General features: G+C 69.7%; 14 protein-coding genes. 8 read left to right on the top strand and 6 right to left on the bottom strand.

From position 1 onward, the window contains the following. Positions 1–220 precede the first annotated feature (220 nt). The 4 genes from rpsI to ACWIGI_RS11835 all read right to left on the bottom strand — a co-directional run bounded on the left by rpsI (position 221) and on the right by ACWIGI_RS11835 (position 6,347). Complete coding sequence (gene rpsI, locus ACWIGI_RS11850; RefSeq protein WP_454202357.1) at positions 221–733, bottom strand: 30S ribosomal protein S9; 513 nt, start codon at positions 731–733, stop codon at positions 221–223. After that, the gene (rplM, locus tag ACWIGI_RS11845; RefSeq protein ID WP_354990186.1) at positions 730–1,173 is read right to left on the bottom strand and encodes a 50S ribosomal protein L13; all 444 of its coding nucleotides are present in this window, start codon (positions 1,171–1,173) and stop codon (positions 730–732) included. Before rplM ends, rpsI begins: the two co-directional genes overlap by 4 nt. 313 nt (positions 1,174–1,486) lie before the next feature. Continuing rightward, positions 1,487–3,691, bottom strand: a complete 2,205-nt coding sequence (locus ACWIGI_RS11840) for a hypothetical protein (RefSeq protein ID WP_454202356.1) — start codon at positions 3,689–3,691, stop codon at positions 1,487–1,489. 55 nt (positions 3,692–3,746) lie between these two features. After that, positions 3,747–6,347: an FHA domain-containing protein gene (locus tag ACWIGI_RS11835; protein ID WP_454202355.1), complete on the bottom strand. Its 2,601-nt coding sequence runs from the start codon at positions 6,345–6,347 to the stop codon at positions 3,747–3,749. A gap of 256 nt (positions 6,348–6,603) precedes the next feature. On the opposite strand from ACWIGI_RS11835, the gene ACWIGI_RS11830 reads away from it, so the two are divergent. Continuing rightward, positions 6,604–8,043 (top strand): metallopeptidase, encoded by a 1,440-nt coding sequence (locus tag ACWIGI_RS11830; RefSeq protein ID WP_454202564.1) that lies wholly within the window; start codon positions 6,604–6,606, stop codon positions 8,041–8,043. Positions 8,044–8,049: 6 nt separating this feature from the next. Here ACWIGI_RS11830 and ACWIGI_RS11825 read toward each other — a convergent pair whose 3' ends face one another. Next, a complete protein-coding gene (locus tag ACWIGI_RS11825; RefSeq protein WP_454202354.1) occupies positions 8,050–9,477 on the bottom strand; it encodes an FHA domain-containing protein in 1,428 nt (475 codons plus the stop codon). Between the two features lie 195 nt (positions 9,478–9,672). On the opposite strand from ACWIGI_RS11825, the gene ACWIGI_RS11820 reads away from it, so the two are divergent. The 6 genes from ACWIGI_RS11820 to ACWIGI_RS11795 all read left to right on the top strand — a co-directional run bounded on the left by ACWIGI_RS11820 (position 9,673) and on the right by ACWIGI_RS11795 (position 16,085). Beyond that, on the top strand, positions 9,673–10,884 hold the full coding sequence (locus ACWIGI_RS11820) for a DUF7373 family lipoprotein (RefSeq protein ID WP_454202353.1): 1,212 nt from the start codon (positions 9,673–9,675) through the stop codon (positions 10,882–10,884). Positions 10,885–10,947: 63 nt separating this feature from the next. Next, positions 10,948–12,741, top strand: a complete 1,794-nt coding sequence (locus tag ACWIGI_RS11815) for a serine/threonine-protein kinase (protein ID WP_454202352.1) — start codon at positions 10,948–10,950, stop codon at positions 12,739–12,741. A gap of 134 nt (positions 12,742–12,875) precedes the next feature. Further along, positions 12,876–13,994 (top strand): DUF7373 family lipoprotein, encoded by a 1,119-nt coding sequence (locus ACWIGI_RS11810; RefSeq protein ID WP_454202351.1) that lies wholly within the window; start codon positions 12,876–12,878, stop codon positions 13,992–13,994. Positions 13,995–14,015: 21 nt separating this feature from the next. After that, positions 14,016–15,227: a DUF7373 family lipoprotein gene (locus tag ACWIGI_RS11805; RefSeq protein ID WP_454202350.1), complete on the top strand. Its 1,212-nt coding sequence runs from the start codon at positions 14,016–14,018 to the stop codon at positions 15,225–15,227. 180 nt (positions 15,228–15,407) lie between these two features. Beyond that, on the top strand, positions 15,408–15,737 hold the full coding sequence (locus tag ACWIGI_RS11800) for a WXG100 family type VII secretion target (protein ID WP_454202349.1): 330 nt from the start codon (positions 15,408–15,410) through the stop codon (positions 15,735–15,737). 42 nt (positions 15,738–15,779) lie between these two features. Next, a complete protein-coding gene (locus ACWIGI_RS11795; protein WP_454202348.1) occupies positions 15,780–16,085 on the top strand; it encodes a WXG100 family type VII secretion target in 306 nt (101 codons plus the stop codon). 168 nt (positions 16,086–16,253) lie between these two features. Here the strand turns inward: ACWIGI_RS11795 and eccCa are convergent, their stop codons facing one another. Further along, positions 16,254–20,243, bottom strand: a complete 3,990-nt coding sequence (eccCa, locus tag ACWIGI_RS11790; RefSeq protein ID WP_454202347.1) for a type VII secretion protein EccCa — start codon at positions 20,241–20,243, stop codon at positions 16,254–16,256. A gap of 427 nt (positions 20,244–20,670) precedes the next feature. On the opposite strand from eccCa, the gene eccD reads away from it, so the two are divergent. Beyond that, a complete protein-coding gene (gene eccD / locus ACWIGI_RS11785; protein ID WP_454202346.1) occupies positions 20,671–22,131 on the top strand; it encodes a type VII secretion integral membrane protein EccD in 1,461 nt (486 codons plus the stop codon). Position 22,132: the final 1 nt, after the last annotated feature.

Raw genomic sequence — 22,132 nt, 5'->3', positions numbered from 1 at the left:
GCCGAACGGGATACCCGACACGAAACGTATCGGATAACACCGGACCGCGGGGGTAGCAGCGATTTGGAAAACCGTTGCCGGGAGCCTGCTCTCGGGATCATTCCCGGGCGCGTGGGCGCGATGCGGTCGCACCGCATCGCAGCCACGCGAAACGCCGCCCGAACCGTACCGTGCCCAGCCTCCGCAGAGACCGGGCACGGTATTGCCGTACGGCGTGATATCAGCGCTTCGAGTACTGAGGCGCCTTACGGGCCTTCTTGAGGCCGTACTTCTTACGCTCGGTGGCACGCGGGTCACGGGTCAGGAAGCCGGCACGCTTGAGGGCGGGACGATCCTCCGGGGTGACCTCGATCAGCGCACGCGCGATCGCCAGGCGCAGCGCGCCGGCCTGACCGGACGGGCCGCCGCCGACGAGGCGGGCGTAGATGTCGAACGACTCGGTGCGCTCGACGGTCACCAGCGGCGACTTGACCAGCTGCTGGTGCACCTTGTTCGGGAAGTAGTTCTCGATGGTGCGGCCGTTGAGCACGAAGTTGCCGGTACCCGGCACCATGCGCACGCGAACCACGGCCTCCTTGCGACGGCCGACGGTCTGCACCGGACGGTCGATCACGATGGGGGCGAAGGTCTCCTCGGCGGAGTACTCGGCCTCGTAGCCGTCACCCTCCTCGACGACCTCGACGGTGGTGTCTTCGACAACGTAGTCGTCGGCGAATTCCTCAGGAGCGGTCACTGGGCCACCTGCTTGATCTCGAACGGGATGGGCTGCTGAGCGGCGTGCGGGTGCGTCGGGCCTGCGTAGACCTTGAGCTTGCCGCCGATGGCGTTACCCAGCTTGTTCTTGGGGATCATGCCCTTGACGGCCTTCTCGACCAGACGGTCGGGACGGCTGGCCAGGACCTGGCCCACCGAGCGCGAGGTGAGACCACCCGGGTACCCGGAGTGGGTGTGGATGAACTTGTTCTCACGCTTGTTGCCGGAGATGGCAACCTTGTCGGCGTTGATGATGATGACGAAATCGCCACCGTCGACGTTCGGCGCGTAGGTCGGCTTGTTCTTGCCGCGCAGCAGGCCAGCGGCCTGCACGGCAAGACGGCCGAGCACTACGTCAGTGGCGTCGATGACGTACCACTTACGGGTCACGTCACCCGCCTTGGGGCTGTACGTAGGCACAGTCGTTCCCTGTCTGTCGTATGTGGTGCCAGCCAGGCGTGTGGTCGAGCGATCCCGGCGGCTGGTGGAGACCCGGGACTCGTGCGACGGCCAGGAGTAACCCCGGCTGTACCGCACGCCAACGGTGAACAGTACCTTATGGCCCTCCGCTGCGCTCCGGGCGGGTCCGTGGCCCCCGAAGTCTCGTTCTTCCCTCCCTCCGCTCCTCCGCTTCGCTCCCCCGCTCCACTCAGTCCAGAACGAGACGGGCCACGGACAGCAAGGTGTTCCTCCCACCCGCCGCCCTGCGGTGGATTGATCGCGGTAGCGACCGCTAGATGTGCAGCGGCGGGCCCGGGTCCTTGCCCCGGACCGGGCCCGGGATCGTGTAGCGCAGGGTGTCGACGCCCTGGGTCAGGCACTGCGGGCGCTCGGGGACCTCGACGCCGGTGACGCCCGGCGTCGGCGGCACGGCGAACGGGGTGAGCGCGCAGGCGTCGTTCATCAGCCGGGTCAGGTCCCACGCGTGGCCGGGAGCGAGCGGTGCGTCCCAGGAGGCCACGAGTTGCGGTGGCGCGGAATCGGAATAGCCGCCCAGGACCGTGAGGGCCGCGGCGCCGACGATGATGGGCGTACCGAACAGGTTGCCCTTCATCTTCTTCCACAGCTTGCCCTTGCGCGGCGCGCGGTCCCCCGCGGCGCCGGACTCCGAATCCGACTGCCCGGCAACATCCTCCGACGACTGCGGATTCTGACGCGACCCACTGGACGGCATCGACCCACCGTACATCGACCCGGCCTGACCAGGAGCGTTTCCGGAACTCCCAGCAAAACTCCCGCGTCCGCCGGCATCGGGGTGATAGCCGCCCTGTTCGGCGCCGGACTGCCCGCCCTGCGGGCCGTATCCCGCGCCGCCCTGGCCGTATCCGCCCTGCTGGGGGTACCCGCCACCGGATTGGCCGTAGCCGCCCTGGCCGCCGTACGCGCCGGACCCCGGCGCACCCTGCTGCGGGCCCGAATATCCCGGCGTACCACCGGCATACCCCGGCTGCTGGCCCTGAGCGCCGTAGCCCGGATAGCCCTGGCCGCCCGGTTGCCCGCCCTGCTGGGCGGGACCGAACGCACCGGGCGTTCCGGGCTGCTGCGGATCGCGTCCCATGACGGAGGTCATCTGATCGTCGGCGGGCGTGCCCGGCGGCCGCGTGAAGCGCCCGCCGACCCCCGCCAGCCCGGGCGGCAGGCCACCGCGCGAGGCGATGGGTGTCTGCGCGAGTTCCTCGGGGGTGATGCGGTGCGTCTCCTCGACGCCGGAGGCATCGCCCTGCGCCGGTCCCTGCTCGACCGGACCGGCGGCCGCGGGCTGCCTGCCGATCGGCCCGGACGGCGGACCCGCGGGTGCGGGCCGGCCGTGCCGCGGCTGCCCACCGGAGCGGGCCGCCTGCCCGGGTCCACCCTCACCGGCCGGGCCGTGTGTGCCCTGCGCGGGCGCGGCGGGCCGGCCGGGGGCGTCCTGGGCCGCGGGAGCCTGGGCGGCGGCGGAGGCCTGGGCAGCGGGAGCCGCCGAGCCCGACGGTTGCGGTGCGGGAGCCACCGGGGGCTGTCCCGCCGGAGTCACGGGGGGCTGCGCCGGCGGCGCGACCGGAGCCCGATCCGCGGCCGTGCCCGAGTCCCCTAGCCCGGCACCGGATTCCGCCAGCCCCTCGGCCAGCTCGGTGTCGTTCACCAGCAGATGCGTCGCGCCGAGCACCAGCGCGTGCATCGGATGATCGGCCACCTGGAACCGGTGGCCGAGATGGTTCTGGAACGCCAGCCGGATGGCGTCGTTGAAGCACACGTTGCCCGCGAGCAGCACGGTCGAGGTGTCGGCCCCCACCGCCCGCGCGGCCGCCATGACCTCGATGACCACGTTGTCCGCGGCGCGGGCCTGGTGCAGCGCCTCGGGGGTGATGCGCACGCTCACCGATTCGGTGGGCTGCTCGTCGTCCCCGTCCACCGCCACGACCAGGCATTCCCGCCCGTCGGAGTAGACGCCGGTCGCCCCGACCGCGGGACCCCGCCCGGGTGCGCGCACCAGACCGAGCGCGCGGACATAGCCGGACATGGCCACCGATTCGGGCAGCGGTTCGGCGACGACGCCGAGCTGCTCGACCAGGCGCATGAACTCCTCGACCTTGGCGTCGGGCCATTCGTCGGGGAACGGCACCGCGATCACGTCGGCCGGGCCGCCGAGATGTTTGACGATCTCGGCCAGCGGATTGTGCAGGCGCGCCCGGAAGACCAGGTCCGCGGGCCAGGTCGCCCCGGCCACCACGATCTGCGGATGGCCCAGGATGTCGCGGACGTCGGAGATGGCGATGCCGACGTCCGGGCGGCGGTCGACCCCGGCGGTGTGCAGGCGGCCGGAGGCGTCCGCCAGCAGATAGGCGGGCGGGGTGTAGGTGCCCTCGACCTGGATCGGGCGGATCGCCGCGCTGCCGCCGCCGGCGGCCACCGAGACCACGTCCCAGCCGAGATGCACTGCCCCTACTCGAGCTGTCACAGCCATCAGTGTGCCTGCTCGCGCAGCGAAGCGCGCGGCTGCCCGCTCGCAGTGCTCACGCCGCCGTCTTCTTCAAACGCAGGCGAGACCAGGTGAGCAGGGAGAACACGATGGTGAGCACCACCAGCATGGCCACGTCGAGGTACCAGATACCCGGTTCGTGCTTCCACAGCGCGTCGGGCTGCGCACTGGCGAACAGGTCGCGGATGTTGATGGTGGAGGCGCCCGAGGCGTAGCCCCAGCGGGCCGGGAAGAGCCACGAAACCTGTTCCAGCACAACGCGCCCCGTCACCGGGATCATGCCGCCGGCCATGACCAGCTGGCACATGATGGTGACGACCAGCAGCGGCATCACCTGTTCGTTGGACTTGGCGAGGGTGGACAGCAGCAGACCGACCACCACGCAGGTGACCGCGGTCAGCGCGATGTCCACGTACAGCTCGGCGCTGCCCGCCGAGATGACCACACCCGGTCCGGGCCGCTTCTTGCCCGCCAGCACGATGCCCATCATGACCGCGGCCTGCAGCAGCGCCGCGAGGCTGAACACCACGACCTTGGACATCAGGTACGCGCCCGAGCCCAGTCCGACCGCGCGCTCGCGGTAGTAGATGGCGCGTTCGCCCACCAGATCGCGGACGGTCAGCGTCGAGCCCATGAAGCACGCGCCGAGGATGAGCACCACCAGGAGCTGTTGCGCTTCACTGCCGCCGGTGTTGACGAACGACCCGTCCGGCATCTGGGTGAAGCCACCCTTCTGGAAGCCGTTCTTGCCCGGCACCACCAGGGACAGCCCGCCCAGGACGAACGGAAGTATCAGCAGGAAGGCGAGATACCCGCGGTCGGCGAAGATGAGTCGTATCTGCCTGCGCGACAGCGTCGAGAACTGTTTGAAGGAACTCGATTTCGGCGGCTTGGCGCGCTGGCCCTGCTGTACCGCGGGCGGCGGGGGCGCGAAGGCTTGGCGGGAACGGTAATTGGCGAAGGCGCGATCGGGATCCTCGGCCACGCGGGCGAAGATCTCGGCCCAGTCGCTGGTGCCGAGGAAATCGCGCACGCTGCCGGGATGCCCGGCGAACGCGGTCTTGCCGCCGGGCGCCAGCAGCAGCACCTGATCGCACATGTCCAGGCAGGCCACCGAATGCGTGACCACGATGACGGTGCGCCCGGCGTCGGCCAGCTCGCGCAGCATGGTCATGACCTGGCGGTCCAGCGCCGGGTCCAGGCCCGAGGTGGGCTCGTCCAGGATCAGCAGCGAGGGGCCGGTGAGCAATTCCATGGCGACCGAGGCGCGCTTGCGCTGGCCGCCGGAGAGCCGATCGACGCGGGTGTCCGCGTGCTGGGTCAGCGAAAGCTCGTCCAGCACACCGTCGATGACGCGCTTGCGGTCGGCCTTGGTCGTGTCGGGGGGCAGTCGCAACTGGGCGGCGAAGCCCAGCGCCTGCTTGACCGTGAGCTGACGGTGCAGCACGTCATCCTGCGGCACCATGCCGATGCGCGAGCGCAGCGCTTCGTACTCGGCGTGCAGGCCGCGCCCTTCGAAGGTGACCACGCCGGCCGAGGGCTGGGTGTTGCCCGCGATGAGTTTGGACAGCGTCGACTTGCCCGCGCCCGAGGGGCCGATGAGCGCGGTCAGGGTGCCGCGCCCGGCCTGCAGGTTCACGTCGACCAGCAACTGCTTGTTGCCCTCGACGGTGAAGCTGACCCCGTGCACGTGCAGGCCCTGCTCGGCGACCGGCCGCTGCCGGTGGACGAGCGTGCCCTCCTGGACGACGAAGTCGATGTTGCCGATGGTGACGATGTCGCGTTCGCGCAGCGCGGTGCGCTGTTCGCGGCGGCCGTTGACGAAGGTGCCGTTGGCCGAACCCAGATCCTCGATGGCCAGATTGCCGCGATCGGAGACCAGGCGGGCGTGCCGGCGCGAGGCCAGCGGATCGTTGACGACGATCTCGTTGTCGCTGGTACGACCGATGTGCAAGCCGTTGGCGGGAATTCGATCGGCCCGCGCGGCCGGGCCGGTTCCGGCGCGGGCGCGCACCGGCGGGGTCGCGGAGATGGTCGCCTTGGCCGTCATGTTGATGTTGGCCGGGGCGTCCGGGTGCAAAGGCAGCGGCGCGGAGGGCATTCCGGCCGAGGGCATCGGGTTGCCCGCTGTCGGCGGCCGCTGCACGGGCTGCTGTGCCGAGTGCGGCGGGCGCTGCACCGGCTGCTGCGGATGCGCGGGTGTGGGCGGCCGGTGCTGTGCGGGCGGACGGTACTGCGGCTGTTGCGGCGGCCGCTGCTGCGGCTGGCCGTGCGAGGGCGTCGGCGGGCGCTGCGGCGCCGGCGGCCGGTACTGCGGCTGCGCGCCCTGCGGCACCAGGTGCAGCAGCGGTCCGGTGATCGCGTCGCCGAGCCGCACCTGCACGGGCCGGTCGATGGTCAGCGGCTGGCCGATCCGGCGCGCGTCGACGAAAACACCATTGGTACTGCCGTTGTCGGCGAGCACCCACCCGTTCCCCCGCCAGGACAGTGTGGCGTGTACTCGCGAAACCAGCGGGCTGTCCACGAACAGTGTGACCTCGGGCGCCCGCCCCATGGTGATCTGCTGACTTGCGTCGAAGACCCGATCGGTTCCTTCATGACGCACGGTGATCTGCTGCGCCCCCGGTGAAGACATGGCCCGGATACTACCGGCTACCTCGTCCGGAGCCAGATGAGTCTCGAGGCGGTCGAGGGCGGATCACGGTTTGCCTCACGCGCGGCGGCGCCGGCGTCGAATCACCGCCGGTCCGATGACCGATCGGGCGGCTGGCCCGGGCCGCGGGCCGGGCGGCGGATAATATGCGGTGGGCTCGAATCGCCCTACCGCGCGTGCGCGGGCGTTCGGCCGGTGGGGCGGAACAGGGCAGGACCGTGAGGGAGTGGACGTGGGGATGCGCCGGGCGACGGTGACGCTGATCCTGCTCACCTGTATCGCGGTGGTACTCGGCGGGTGTACCCGCAATGTTCCCGGCCGGGCGGTCTCGATCTACGACGATCCGTTCAAGGTCGCGGGACTGCCCACCACCAGCGGTCCCAGCGGTCCGCGCGGCGGGGTGCCCGACAATCCGCTCCGCGCGGTGAACACCGACGACGGCGATATCGACCGGCTCGTCATGAACGCGATCGAGGACCTCGAGTCCTACTGGAGCAGCGAGTTCAGCAAGGACTTCGAGGGCGATTTCGTCCGGGTCACCAACCTGGTGTCCTGGAGCGCGAAAGCCCCACGCTCGCAACAGGTCCAGTTCTGCGAGGAGAGCACGTACCGGCTGGTCAACGCCGCCTACTGCAGCCTCGACCACACCATCGGCTGGGATCGCACCGTGCTGCTGCCCGCGGTGCAGGAGACCTTCGGGAAGATGTCGGTGGTCACCGTGATCGCCCACGAATACGGGCACGCCATCCAGAGCATCGCCAAGATCGTGAGCCGCAAGACCCCGACCATCGTGAAGGAGCAGCAGGCGGACTGCTTCGCGGGCGCGTTCATTCGCCATGTGGCCGAGGGCAAGTCGAAGCATTTCACCATCAACACCTCCGACGGGCTCAACGCCGTGCTGGCCGCGACCGTCGCCATTCGCGATGACAATCCCGAGGATCCCGAGAGCGTGCACGGTTCGGCGTTCGAGCGGGTGACCGCGGTGCAGGTCGGTTTCACCGATGGGCCCAAGGCATGCAAGGCGATCGACACCGACGAGATCGAGCGCAGGCGCGGCAATCTGCCGCAGACCTTCGGCAACGACTCCTCCATGGGCGAATCCGAGGTGGACCGTGGCAATCTCGACGAGCTGACCAAGGCGATGGCCGCGATCATGCCGATCGACGAGGCGCCCGAGTACACCTACGACGGCGCGACCCTGAAGTGCCGCAACGGCAAGGACACGGTGCCGGTGACCTACTGCCCGGCCACCAACACCATCGGCACCGATCTCTCCGCGCTGCGCGATCGCGGGCAGGCCAATACCGATGAGCAGGACGGTCTTCCGGTCAAGGTGACCGGTGATTTCACCGCGTACGTCGTGTTCATCTCGCGGTACGCGCTGGCGGTGCAGCAGAACGAGGGCCAGAAACTCAAGGGCGCCAAGACCGCACTGCGCGCGGCCTGCCTGGCCGGGGTGATCACCGGAAAACTGGCCGATCCCAACAGATCCAAGAGTGACGGGGACATCAGCTTGTCGCCGGGTGACCTCGACGAGGCGGTGTCCGGGCTGCTCACCGACGGTCTCGCCGCCAGTGACACCGACGGCAACACCGTCCCCAGCGGCTTCTCCCGGGTGGACGCCTTCCGCGCCGGCGTCCTGGGCACCCAGAACACCTGCACGTCCCGCTACAGCTAGCCGGGCTCAGCCGAAGGGCGGGGGCGCGACCGGTTCCAGACGCAGCATGCGATTGCCCAGCATGATCTCCGCGCCGGGGATCAGCGTCATGGGCTGGCCGGGCTGCAGCCGCACCCAGTCCCGGTACCCCGGCAGGCGCACCCGCGTGCCGTTGGTCGAGCCCCGATCCAGCACCGTGACATCCCAGTTCACCAGCCGGATCTCCGCGTGCGCGCGGGACATGCCGCCGGAATTGTCGTCGATCTTCAAGGGCACCAGGCCGCCGCGGGCGGCGTCGGAGAACTCCGGATCGCGCCCGGCGACGGCGTCGGCCGCCAGCATGTAGGTCATGCCGTCGTCGAGCACCAGCATGCCCAGCGGCGGCCGGATCACCTCGGACACCTGCTGCGTCTGATCCACCGGCATACCGCACACCGAGCAGAACGCGGCGCGTGGATCGCTGGGATGCGCTCGCGCGCACTTGAATCCGAGCACCTTCGTGGTCAGCGCGGCCGCCTTGGCCGTCGCCTCCAGCCGGCGCTGCAGTCCCGGATCGGGTTTCGGCGCGGGGTTGGTGCCACCGGTCTCGGTGGGCGCGCGATGCGGATCGAATCCCGCGCTCGCGCGGGGTGATTCGGCGGTCGGGTCGAATCCCGCGGTGGCGGGCAGTGCGTCGGTGTTCGGTTCGAATCCGGCGGTGGCCGGCGGTTCGCCCAGCTCGGTATCGGATTCGGTGGGAATGCGATTGGAGGTGCGGGTCGGCGCGAGATCGGTGTCCGCCCGCGAATCCGCCGCCCGCGGCGTCGATTCCGGTTCGGGGTCGAAGGAGGCGGTGGGCGGCGGCGGCACGACGGGACCGCGCGCGCGAGCCGCGCCGGACGCCACGGACCACGCGCCCTCGGCGGGCCGCCAGGAGGTGACCGGAGCGCCCTCGAACCAGACGACCGCGCCCCCCGCGACCGCCACACCCTCGATGAGCGAACCGATTCCGCGTTCGGGCAGCTCCGGTGCCCGGCGCTTGCCCGCGTCGGTGAGCAGCGCCGCGGCCCGCGCGGGATGGGCGGCGACCCGGTCGACGGTGAAGGCGGCGTCGCTGCCGCGGTAGTACTCGAGCTGTTCCCCGGCCAGCACGGCGGTCACCGACCCGTGCAGGAAGATCGCCACCCCGCCCGTCTCGGCGGCGGACAGGATGCCGAACTCGATCGGTTCACCCGGTGAGATGCGCTCGGCGTCCTTCATCAGCCAGCGGGTGGCCTGGCGCGCGACCTGCCTGCCCGGCCCGTCCGGGGCCAGGCGGGTGGCCTCGGCCACCAGATCCGACAGCGCGGTCGCGGCCGCGAACGCCCGCGAACGCGCGGTGAGCGCGCCCTGTTCACGGTGCGCGACCAGGATGACCGCACCGGCCACCCGGGCGACGATGTGATTGCCCGCGACAACCTCGACCTGCCGATCCATCAATGGAACCGGCCCCCGATGTTCGCGCGGCACGGGATGTTCAGCACACGCACCAGATTACGTGGCCGGTTTCGTTACGTCCGGGCCGCCGTCGAACGATGAGCGGTAGGAAGCGCGACGATGCGCGACGGCCCACCGGCCGCCGGGTTCGTCCGCTACCTTGATGGCACCGTACGGGAGGAACGAGGACCTGACATGGTTCGCACAGCGCGCACACCACTATTGGCCGCCTGTCTGTCACTGACCGCGCTGTTGCTGACCGCCTGCGGCAGCATCGAGGGCACGCCGGTCGCCGGCGAACTCGATGTCCGCACCCTGGAGGTCGGCTCCTACCCGGTCGACAAGTACATCTACCCGCGCGACGCTGACGGCCAGGGCGCGCTGCTCGAGGGTTTCCGGATGGCCGATGCCGTGGTGCCGACGGTCGCCATCGACCCGTCGCTGACCTACGGTCGCGGCGGCCGGGCCACGGTGAGTACCGAGGACGCCACCAAGGTCGCTCTCGCGGCGCCCTCGCGCGCGGTCCTGGACCGCAACAAGCTGATCACCGCCTTCGCCGCCAGCGGCTCGGACAAGGTCGACGAGCCGGGCAAGCCGGATCCGGCGGGCGCCACCACCATCACCAACATGGTGCTGCGCTTCGGGGACGAGCGCACCGCCAAGACCGCCGCGAGCGAGCTCGAGGACGCCGACTTCGGTGTCGCGCCCGATCTCAACAAGAAGCTCACGCTGAGCCAGTATCCGAACGCCTTCATCCACTGGCGGCCGGGCATACCCACGATCGGCGCGTTCCTGCCCTACAAGGATTTCGTGATCTCGCTGTTCATCCAGCGCCCCGCCGCCGACGAGAAGGACCTGCTGGACTGGGTCCGCAAGACCTTCGACGCCCAGGTCCCGGTGCTGGCGAAGTTCGCGCCCACCCCCGAGTCCAATCTCGGTGAGCTCGAGGTGGATCCGGACGACCTGCTGGCCCGCGCCGTGGTCGCCGAACGAGGCGACGGCACACCGGAACCGCGCACCTTCGCCGCCTACGGCGGGACCAAGATCGTGCACAGCGCCAACGACCAGGGCAAGATCCAGCAGGCGGTGAACGCGTCCGGCGCGGACGGTATCGCCACCGTGGACACCGCGTCGGTCATCCGCACCCGCGACGACGCCGGCGCGACGGCGCTGCTGGACGCGCTGGTCGCCGACGAGAGTGATCACTACGACAGCATCGGCGCGCCCAACGACGTCCCCGGCGCCAAGTGTGTACAGCTGAACAGCAAGGGCGACACCGAAACCGAGTACAAGAACCGCTGCTACGTGACCTACAAGCGCTACGTCGGCGTGGTCAGCAGCGACGACGAACCGGACGTGCGGCAGAAGATCGCGGCGCAGTACGCGCTCCTCGCGAACAGCCTGTAATCGGTAGGCTCGCCAGCGCACCACCCGCCGTGCCGCCCGCGAGATGATCCAGGAGCCGAGTCTATGACGCTACGTGCCGGCGCCCTGCTCGGCGGGTACCGGATCGTCAGCGTGCTCGGCTCCGGCGGGATGGGCACGGTCTACCTCGGCAGGCATCCGAGCCTGCCGCGCATGGACGCGCTCAAGGTGCTCTCCGGCGAGCTCTCACACGATCGGGAGTTCCGCGGGCGCTTCCAGCGCGAGGCCGATGTCGTTGCGGGCCTGGATCATCCGAACATCGTCGCGGTGCACAATCGCGGCGAGGAGGACGGCCACCTCTGGATCGCCATGCAGTACGTCCGAGGCAGCGACGCCGCCGCCGAACTGCGGCGCGACCCGGCGGGTATGACACCTCTTCGCGCACTGACCATTACGTCCCAGGTCGGCCGCGGCCTGGACCACGCGCACCGCGCGGGCCTGCTGCACCGCGACGTCAAACCCGCGAATTTCCTGCTCGCCCAGCACGACGGCGAGGAGGAACGGGCGCTGCTCGGTGATTTCGGCGTCGCCAAGAGCACCGCCGACACCGTCGAGCTCACCAAGACCGGCAGTTTCGTGGCGACGATCGACTATGCCCCGCCGGAGCAGCTGGCGGGCCTGCCGCTGGATCCGCGCTCGGACGTCTACAGCCTCGGCTGCTCGTTCTACAAGCTGCTGACCGGCCAGAATCCCTATCCCGCGGCGCAACCGTCCCTGGTCATGCTCGGCCACCTGCATCAACCGCCGCCCCGGGCCACCGCGGTGCGCCCCGGCCTGCCGCCCGCGATCGACGCGGTGTTCGCCCGGGTGCTGGCCAAGAACCCGGCCGCGCGCTACGGCTCCTGCCGGGAGTTCACCGAGGCCGCCGCCGAGGTGCTGGTTCCCGGGTACCGCGCCTCCCACATCACGTCGCCGAGCGCACCCTGGTACACCGCTCCCCCGCGCCGGCCGAGCGAAAACGGTGCACCGGCAACAACTTCCGCGGCAGCGCCGGATGACCCGCACACGGCCGAGACCGCCGCACACACCACCGCCGGGCACACTGGTCCGGGCACACCGGGTTTCGACGGCCCGCATCGGGTCGGAACCGGCGATCCGGCCGCGTCGACGCACACGCATCCCACCGTCACCGGGAACACGGGACCACAGGCGTTGGGACACAACGGATCGGTACCCGCCGCGCCCGTCGCCATGGACATCGATCCGCCCCGGCAAGCCGCCTCGGACATCGATCCGCACCGGTCGGCCGCCGTTACGCGCGAACGTCGTGTCGGCTTGCGGCTCGGCCTGGGTGCGGCCGCCGTCGCGGTGGCGACCGCCGCGGGGTTCGGCGTGTACGCGATCGGCGGTGCGGGTGACTCCGGTCCGGGGACCACACCTGCCACCAGCGCCACCCCGTCGCCGCTGGAGACCGCCCGCGCGGAGAACCCCGCTTTCCAGGGCAAGACGATCACCGTCGTCGACTTCGCACAACACACCGCCGAGGAGCGCTACCGGGTCTACCTGGGCGGATCTCCGCAGGCCCGCTTCCTGGAAAACCTCGGCTTCGTCTACAACCCGGCGTACGCCCCGCGCGACGCCGAGATCTCGCCCCGGACAGAGGATCCGAGCGAATTGCGCACGCCCGCGGACTCGTATGTCCTGGCGCTGCACGGCAATCAGAAGGTGCGCGGCGGGCAGCCCACCGTGGTGTCGCCGTCCGAGATCATCGGCGCGCGCGGCAGGGTGATCGACCTCGAGGACCCCACCGCCGTCACCGCCTTCCAGCAGTGGGGACCGCGTACCGAGGAACTGCTGCTCGCCCGATTGATTCCGGTACTGCGCGGCGGCATCGAGTAGGGTGACCCCCGATTACCGGGGAGGGAATTGTGCGTAAGTTCGGGCGGTCCGTCGTGGCCGCCGCAATCGCGTTGACACTCGGATGCACCGCCGCCTGCGGGTCCGGGGACGGTTCGGGGGCGAGCGAACCAGAGGTGGATCTGGCCACGCTCGACGTCGGCAGCCTGCCGACCCAGCCGGTCACCTACGACAGGGTGACCAGCATCGAACAGGCCAAGGCGGTGGAGGCGATGCGGCTCGCGAACACCGTGCCGCTGCCGTCCGAGGTCATTCCCGAGGTCACCGTCCCGGCGCAGGCCGCGAGCGTCGTGGTGCGCACGTTCATCGACTTCTCCTCGCGCGCCATCAAATCGCGCACCAACGCCGCGCCCGCCGCGCTGAACGATGCCGCGCCCGGGTTCGTCGTGGGCTTCGTCAGCAGCGGCAAATCCGATGACGAATATCCGGCGCTCTCCTACGAATACGACAACCTCGTCATGCTGTTCGAGGATGACGCCGCCGCGAGTGCCGCCGCACAGGCGTTGGGCCGCCTGGACTTCGAATCCACCGCCGGCAACGAACGAGTGGAACTGGCCAAGTACCCCGGCGCGATCGTGCACGCCGACAGCAATCCGGCCAAGGGCGTCATCCGATCCTGGTACGCCACCGGCAAATTCGTCATCTTCACCTACGTGTGGGACAACCTCATGGCGGAGGCGAAAACCCGGGATCTGGGCAAGCTCACCACCCGCGTGGAAAGCGCCCTGGAGGTGATTCCCCCGGCGCTGAACGCTTTCCAGGCGACGCCGAAGGATCAGCTCATGAATCTGACGATCGACCCCGACCAGATCCTGGGCCGGACGCTGGCCACGACGGCGCTGGATTCGGCGCAGCTCGGCACGCCCGGGGTCTTCGACGCGCACGGCGGACGGCATGTCGTGCAGGGCGCCGACTCCGCAGAGTTGCTCGAACGCACCGGCGTGGACCGGGTGGCCTGGAACGGCGGCTACCTCTTCCGCGCCCGCGATGCCGATGCCGCCGCCGAGATCGTCACCGAGTTCAGCTCGACCACCCGGCTCTTCAAACGCGCGGACAGTCCGGAGAACCTGCCGAACGCGCAGTGCCGCAAGTACTCCGGCCCGGGTGCGGCCGACATTCCGTACTACTGCTACGTCTCGCACGGCCGCTACGCCGCGCAGGTGTCCGCGCTGCAGCTCAAGGACGCGCAACAGCGCGTCGCCGCGCAGTACGCCATTCTGGTCAACGCTCACTGACACGGTGCCGGGGGATTTCTCATGCTTTCACGACGTATTCGTCATGCCGCGGCGGCGACGCTGACCGGGCTCGCGCTCGCGGGCTGCACCGTCGCGGGCTCGGCCACACCGGGCGAAACAGATGTGCGCGCTTTCGATGTCGGCAAGTACGCGACCGGTCCGCTGGAGGAGCGGTACACCTACAACCCGGACCTCGCCAAGGGCCTGAACCTGGCGCTCATGCGGCTCGCGAACCAGGTGGTCACCGGTCCCGAGATCAACGCGCGGTTCAAGTACGGCACCGGGATAGTCCCGTTCCTGACCGCGGACAAGGCCACCAAGGTGCTGGCCGACGTCACCGAGCCCGTCCTCACCCGCAACAACATGAAATTCGGTGTGGCGGTGGGCCACAGCGAGCAGGAGCCGGTCAAGGGCGCGGCTCCCGAGGGCAGTCCGTTCACCACCGTCACCGTCATGCAGTTCCCGGACGAGGCGACCGCCACCCGGGCCGCGACCGAACTGGAAGAGGCGGACTTCGCGATCGCCGCCGCCGACAATCAGCGGGTCTCCCTGGCGAAGCACCCTACGGCCCTGGCACATTGGCGGCCCGGAGTGGCGAGCATGGGCGTCAGCATCGCGCGCGGCAGCTACGTTCTCTTCCTGTACGTCGGCGTTCAGGATCCCGAGCAGGATCAGCTGACCGCGCTCGCCGAGCAGGTGCTCGACGCCCAGCTACCGCTGCTGGACGCGCTGCGGCCGCTCGACACCGAGGCCGTGCTGCGCCAGCCGTACGATCCGGACAAGATGCTGCGCCAGACGCTCAACATCCAGGGCATCGGACTCCCGGACTTCGGGCAGCAGGCCGTCTTCGAGCAGCGCGCGTATCTACACCGGGTCGCGGACCAGGCGCACTGGCGACAGGTGCTGCAGGAGAACGGGGTCGATCGTTTCGCCATCTCCGGCGCGTCCTACGAGGGCACCACCACGCTGTTCCGCACCGCGGACGCGGACGCCGCGATCCGGTTCGGCGCGGCCATCTTGTCGGCCAACCACACCGGGCCCGCCGAGGCGCCCGCCAACGTCCCCGACACCACGTGCGGTGAGGCCCCGAAGGACTCCGCCAGCGGGCTGAAGCGCTACCGCTGCGTGGTTGCCTACCGGCAGTACGTGGCCGCCGTTCAGAGCGACCAGATCACCGATGTTCACCAGCGAGCGGCGGCCCAGTACGCCCTCATGGCGAATAGTTCCTGGTAACGGTGTTGTGAGCAGCCTCTCGAGTCGACCTTCTCACCCCTGACCCATCGGCTCTGGTCAGCTACAGCCCTCCTCGGTTAGGGTGCTGGCGAATTGCTGAACAGGGGTGGAACCGTCGGGCAGTGACCTACGTCCAATCAAGATGTAGAGCTCGTCCGCCCGTCATCGAGAGGAGGCACCGTGGCCGGTGCATTCGAAGCCAGTAATGAGCTCATTCAGGCCAAGGCCCGGGAGTTCAAGCAGACCCACGAGACGCTCATGCATCTCATCGCCGACCTCAAGCGCGACGAGGACGCGATGACCGTGGGCTCGAACTGGCAGGGTGGCGCGCGGAACGCCTTCAACGCGTTCATGGAGCGGTACTACTTCCAGGCCGACAAGCTCAACGACAAGCTGATGGTCACGACCGAGAACCTGATCAAGGTCGGGTCGAACTACGAAGAGCACGACCGCGATTACGAGGCGCAGGTCAAGGCCCAGACCTCGAGCCTCGATCTACCGCCGATCTAGGCCGCCGCTCTCCCACTCGACCCATCAGCAAAGGACACCACCATGGCAGCCGTATCCAACGGTCAGATCATCTCCGCACAGTTCGAGGGCGTCGCCGACGGCGCGAACTCGGTCATCCGCCGCGCGGAGAACATTCGCGACCAGCTCGAGGCGTTCCACCGCGCCGTCGAGGAGTTCGTCACCAACCACTGGAAGGGTGACGCCAACGAGGCGTTCGCCGACATGCAGCGCATGTGGAACACCCACGTCGGCCAGCTCAACGCCACCCTGAGCGGCGCGGGCACCCTGGTCCGCACGGGCAACGCCGAACTCCAGGCGAAAGACACCGCCCTCGCCGGGCTGTTCTGATCTGAATTTTCTGCCTCCGCTTCGCTCCGGCGGGTTCGCGGCCCTCTGGGCCCGGTTCTTCCCTCCCTCCGCTCCTCCGCTTCGCTCCCCCGCTCCACTCAGTCCAGAACCGGGCGGGCCGCGAACTACGGGCGGGGGGAGTTCCGCGTTAGTGACTCGCCGGGTAGGTCAGTCTGCGGGCAACCAGCCGAGCTGGATCAACTCCTCGCCCGACCGGGTCACGTAGGTGCCGCGGCCCGGGGGCATGAGGGACGGGCGGGTGTTGCCGAACAGGACGCCCTCGTCCCGGCTGCAGCTCATGATCAGGGCTGCGGAGTTCAGCTCCTTGAGGCGGTTGAGGGTGGCCTCGTACATCGCCCGGCCCGCACCACCCGACCGGCGGGCGATGATGAGGTGGAAGCCCAGGTCTCGAGCGTGCGCGAGATGGTCCAGGAGCGCGTGCAGGGGATTGCCGGTCGCGGTGGCCACGAGGTCGTAGTCGTCGACGACCACGTACAGCTCGGGCCCGGTCCACCAGGAGCGGTCGCGCAGCTGCTGCGGGGTGACGTCGGGTCCGGGCATCCGCTGGCTGACGTAGGCGGCCAGGTCGGACATCTGCCGGGTGAACTCCGGCGCGGTGGACCCGTAGCCCGCGAGGTAGCCCGCGGGCACGGTGCCGAGCATGGTGCGCCGATAGTCGCCCATGATGACGCGGGCCTGATCGGGGGTGTTGGCGGCACAGATGGACCGCACGATCGACCGCAGCAGGGTGGTCTTGCCGCTCTCGGAATCACCGATGGCCACGAAATGCGGACCGGCCGCGAAATCCAGGTACACCGGGGCCAATTCGGCCTCGTCGATGCCGAGAGGAAAGCGCATGTTCTTGTGCGCCGGGTCCGCGGCGGCGGGCCAGTCTTCCGCCAGCCGCAGCAGATCCGCGTACGGCAGCCGATCGGGCAGCATCCGCACGCGCGGCGCGGCGCGACCGGGCGTGCGCTGGGAGATCTCCGAAACAGCCTGTGCCACGCCCGTTCCCAGTGTCTCCGGTGCGGATTCGCCGTCGACGCGGGGCAGCGCGGTGAGCATGTGCAGCAGATCCGCGGTCATGCCCCGACCGGGACGACCCATGGGCACCAGCGCCGCGAACTTGCGCCCGAGATCGGAATCCATGGGGTCGCCCAGGCGCAGTTCGATCCGGGTGCCGATCTGATCCTTGAGCGCGGGCCGCGCCTCCGGCCAGCGGGCCAGTGAGATCACCACGTGCACGCCGTACGAAAGGCCCTGCACCGCAAGGTTCATGACGGTCTGTTCCAGCGCGTCGAATTCCTGGCGGAAGGTGCCGTACCCGTCGATCACCAGGAAGGCGTCACCGAAGGGATCCTCCTGCGCGCCGGCCGCCGCCCGGGCCGCGGCGCCGTCGGGCGCGGCGTTCTCCCCGGGCGAATCCGGCGCGCGCAGCCGCCGGAACTCGGCCATGGATTCGATGCCGAGCTGCCGGAATCGGGCCTCGCGCCGGCGCACCAGGGCGACCATCTCCGCGATCGTGCGCCGAACCTTGTCCGCTTCCATCCGGGAGGCGACCGCGCCCACGTGCGGCAGGCCCTCGAGCCCGACCAGCGTGCCGCCGCCGAAATCGAGGCAGTAGAACTGGGTCTGTTCGGCGGTGTGGGTGAGCGACATGGCCATGATCAGCGTCCGCAGTGCGGTCGACTTGCCCGACTGCGGGCCGCCCACCACCGCGACGTTGCCCCGCGATCCGGACAGGTCGACGACCAGCGGATCGCGGCGCTGATCGTAGGGCCGGTCCACCAGGCCGATGGGCGCGCGCAGGGTCGCGGTCCGGTTCCAATCGCCGGTGAGCACCGAACGCGGCAGCAGTTCATCCAGCGTCGGCGCCGCGTCCAGTGGCGGCAGCCATATCTCGTGCGCCGGGCGACCGTGCCCGCGCACCCGCGAGACCAGCATGCGCAGGTTGGAGATCTCCTCGGCGGGCGGCTGCGGCGTCACCGGCTCCGCCGGTCCGGGCGGCGGAATCCGGTCGGCGGCACGGAAATCCACGTGGGCCGCGGTGAAAGGCCGCGCCGTCACCTCGATATCCCCGGATCGGGTGGCCGCACCGGGATCGTGGGTCGCGCCGGCGCCGGTGTACGGCCCGGAGACATAGGCGGATTGGAACCGCACGATCTCCCCGGAATCGGATTTCAGATAGCCGCCGCCCGGGTTGCCGGGCAGGCTGTACGCGTCGGGCACCCCGAGCACCTGGCGGGATTCGTTGGCGGAGAAAGTCTTCAATCCGATCCGATAGGAGAGATGACTTTCCAGCCCCTTGAGCCGCCCTTCCTCGAGGCGCTGCGAGGCCAGCAGCAGATGCATGTGCAGCGAACGTCCCAGGCGCCCGATTCCGGTGAACAGTTCGGCGAAATCGGGGTGCTGGGACAGCAATTCGGAGAACTCGTCGAGCACGACGAACAGCGCGGGCAGGGGATCCAGATCGGCGCCCGCGGCCCGGGCCTTCTCGTAATCGGAGACATTGGCGAAATTGCCCGCCGCACGCAGCACTTCCTGCCTACGATTCATTTCCCCGTCCAGCGCGTCGCGCATGCGATCGACGAGATCGGCCTCTTCCTCGAGATTGGTGATGATGGCCGCCACGTGCGCGACGCCTTCGAGTCCCAGGAAGGTCGCGCCGCCCTTGAAGTCGACCAGGACGAAATTCAACTGGTCCGGGGAATGCGTCGCGATCAGCGAAAGCACCAGGGTGCGCAGGAATTCCGACTTTCCGGAACCGGTCGCGCCGATGCACAGCCCGTGCGGTCCCATACCGCCCTCGGCGGCCTCCTTGATATCGAGCACCACCGGCAGGCCGTCCGCGCCGACGCCGAACGGCACCCGCAGGCGTTCGCGCCCGTACCGCGGCTGCCAGGCGGTCTCGGGCGTGAACGCGCCGATGTCACCGAGGCCGAGCAGCTGCGACCAGCTCGAAATGACCTCGCCCGCATCGCCCGCCGTATCACCGGTGCGCTGGATCGCGGCCCGGTAGGGAGCGAGCCTGCGCGCCGCCTGTTCGGCCTCGCGCACGCCGATGCGGTCGATGCTCGCGAATCGTTCCATCGCACCGCTCGCGCCGCGGCCCGCGCATTCGCCGTTCTCGACAACCAACCCGATACCGCGCGCGACGGCCAGCCGCGGGGCGTATCCGCACAGATCGATCACCGTGACGCCCTCGAAACCGCTGTCGCGCAGGGGATCTTCCTCGGACTCCAGCAGCCCGCCGTCCACCACCAGCACGATCTGCACCAGATTCGGATCCGGCGGCTGATTGCGCGAGTACCGAACCCGGTTGAACAGCAGCGGATGCAGTCCCGCGTGCATCTCGCGAATGGATCCGTACACCATGCGCTCACTGCCGACGCCGTCGATCGAGTCCGGATGCTGGGTGTGCGGCAGCCATTTGGCCCACTCCCACTCGCGGGCCGTATCGGGACCGCAGACCACGGCGATCAGCACCTGATCCGGGCCCTGGAACATGGCCAGTTGCAGCAGCATCGCCCGGGTCAGCTCACGGGACTGGGCGCGGTCGCCGGTGAGCGCGATGCTCGCGAAGCCCTTCACCGCGATGGCTGTCGGCAGATCCGGCACCGTCGAATGCGTCCGGACGAAGCGCCGCAGCGACACCGCGGCTATCGGTTCGAGTTCTTCCACCGGACCGGTCTCCGGCGCCACCAGCCGGGTCGCGAGGCGCTGGCTGCCCAGCCCGATGCGGGCATGGCAGAAGTCCTTGTCCCCGGGCCGGCGCTCCCACATGCGGGTGGTGCCCGCGAGCATCCAGACCAGACCGGGCGCGGGGTGGCTCCATTCGATGGCGGTCCGCTGCTGCGCGGCGGTCTCGGCCACGTCGCGCCGGACCTGGTCGAGATAGCGCAGGTAGTCCTTGCGGTCCTCGTCCGCCTCGGATGCCTTCTGCCCCCGCCCGCCCTGCCCCGCGTACATGCCCACCATGGAGAACACCATCATCATGGGGAACATCAGGCTCATGGGGTTGGACGCGAACCCGCTGCCCGAGGTGAACATGAGCGCTACCATCCCGAGCATGCCGACCACCATGACCAGCGGCATGAGCTTGGTGAACAGGTTCGCCGGGACGGCGCGCGGGATCTCCGGCGGGGCCTGCAGCGTCACCTCGCCGCCCGGCGAGCGCGGGACCTCGCGCCGCGGGCGCCGCTGAAACCTGATGGTGCTGGGGATTTTTCTGCCCTCCGCTTCGCTCCGGGCGGGTTCGCGGCCCTTCGGTCTCGTTCTTCCCTCCCTCCGCTCCTCCGCTTCGCTCCCCCGCTCCACTCAGTCCAGAACGAGACGGCCGCGAACCTTCGAGGCTCAGGTCTCCGCGTGGACGGGTGCCGTGGTGCTTCGGGGTTCGAGTCCGGACGGGGGTCGATCGGCGGGGTCGCGGATGGGAATTGCGGCCCGCAGGGTTTTCGCGGGCTCAGTTTACGTGGGGTTATAGCCATCGCGTACAGTGCGGGCAACATTTCGGCACATGCCCGGCGCGGCGGCGGTGACTCGCGTGCCGGCGCGGACCAGAGGTCAAACCCGAGTTGGGGGCAGCGTGACGCTTGCGCGAAACGACCATATCGACGACGGGCGCGGCACGGTCCGGGCGCCGGACCTCGCGCGGGTGACGATCCTGGCCAAGCACACCCAGGTGGACATGGCCATTCCGGTCGACGTACCGGTCGCGCTGCTCATTCCGAGCGTGGTCGACATGGTCGCGCGGCACAGCCGGGCCAACGAGTTCGACAACGACGGCGAGACCTTCGAACCGCACGAATGGGTGCTGGCCCGCATCGGCGAACCGCCCCTGTCCAATTCGCTGAGTCTGGCCGAGCAGGGCGTGCGCGACGGCGAACTGCTCATGCTCGAGAACGCCGGGCACACCGCCCCGACCCCGCTGTTCGACGACATCATGTACAACGTCGCCATCGCCGACGCCGACCACTTCCGCGGCTGGAACCCGCGCACGGCGCGCTGGACCGGCTCGATCCTCGCGGTGCTCGCCATGCTGGTCGGCTGCCTCGGCCTGCTGGCCGCGCCCGCTGCCGTCCCCGGCTGGGTGAGCAGGACCATCGCCCTGTTCGTGACCGTGCTGCTGGTGGTCGCCGCCACCGTCCTGGCCCGCATGTACGACGACGCCGCCACCGCGCTGGTCCTGGGCGGCTGCGCCCTCCCGGCGGCGTTCACCGCGGGCATGCTCATCGTCCCGGGCGAGTACGGCTGTGCGAATCTGCTGCTCGGCGCGGTGCTCACCGGGGCCGTCGCCGTGCTGGCCCGGCGGGTGAGCGGCGTGGGCCCGGGCCTGTTCGCCGGCGCGGCCACGCTCGCGGTGTTCGCGATTCCCGCCGCCCTGGTCGGGCTGCTCACCGATGTGCCGAACAAGGCCGTCGGCGCGGGCATGGCCGCCGCCGGACTGCTCGGATCGGCCCTCGCGCCAAGGCTTTCCATTCTGCTGGCCGCGCTGCCCCTGCCGCCGGTGCCCTCGCCCGGCACGCCCATCGACCCGACCGAGGACGATCCCGACGATCATCGCGCGCTGCCCACCCTGGAGGCGCTGCGCGTGAAATCCGAACGCGCACGCGAGTATCTGGCCGGATTGGTCGCCGCGACGACCCTGGTGGTGGTCGCCGGTGCGCTGGCCGCGTGCGATCCGGCTGCCGCACAGCGCTACTGGCCCGGGATCGCGCTCGCGCTGGTGTGCGCGGCGGTCCTGATGTTCCGCAGCCGGACCTATGCCGGGGCGGAGCAGGCCGTCATGCTCATCGCGGGCGGCGCGGGCATCGTGCTGCTGCTGTTGATCGGCACGGCCGTGCGCTACGAGGCGCCGCTGCTGGTTTTCGGTGCGGCCCTGCTGATCCTGGCCACCGCCCTGGTGTTCGGCATCGTGCTCCCGCGCAGGCAGGCCACCCCGCCCGTGCGCCGGGCGGTGGAACTGCTGGAGTACACATGCGTCGCCGCCGTCGTGCCGCTCGTGTTCTGGGTGACGGGTCTGTTCGCCCTGGTACGCGGGCTCTGAT

The organism is Nocardia sp. NPDC055321, from assembly GCF_053645575.1.
This window is presented reverse-complemented; position numbering and strand designations above follow the sequence as displayed.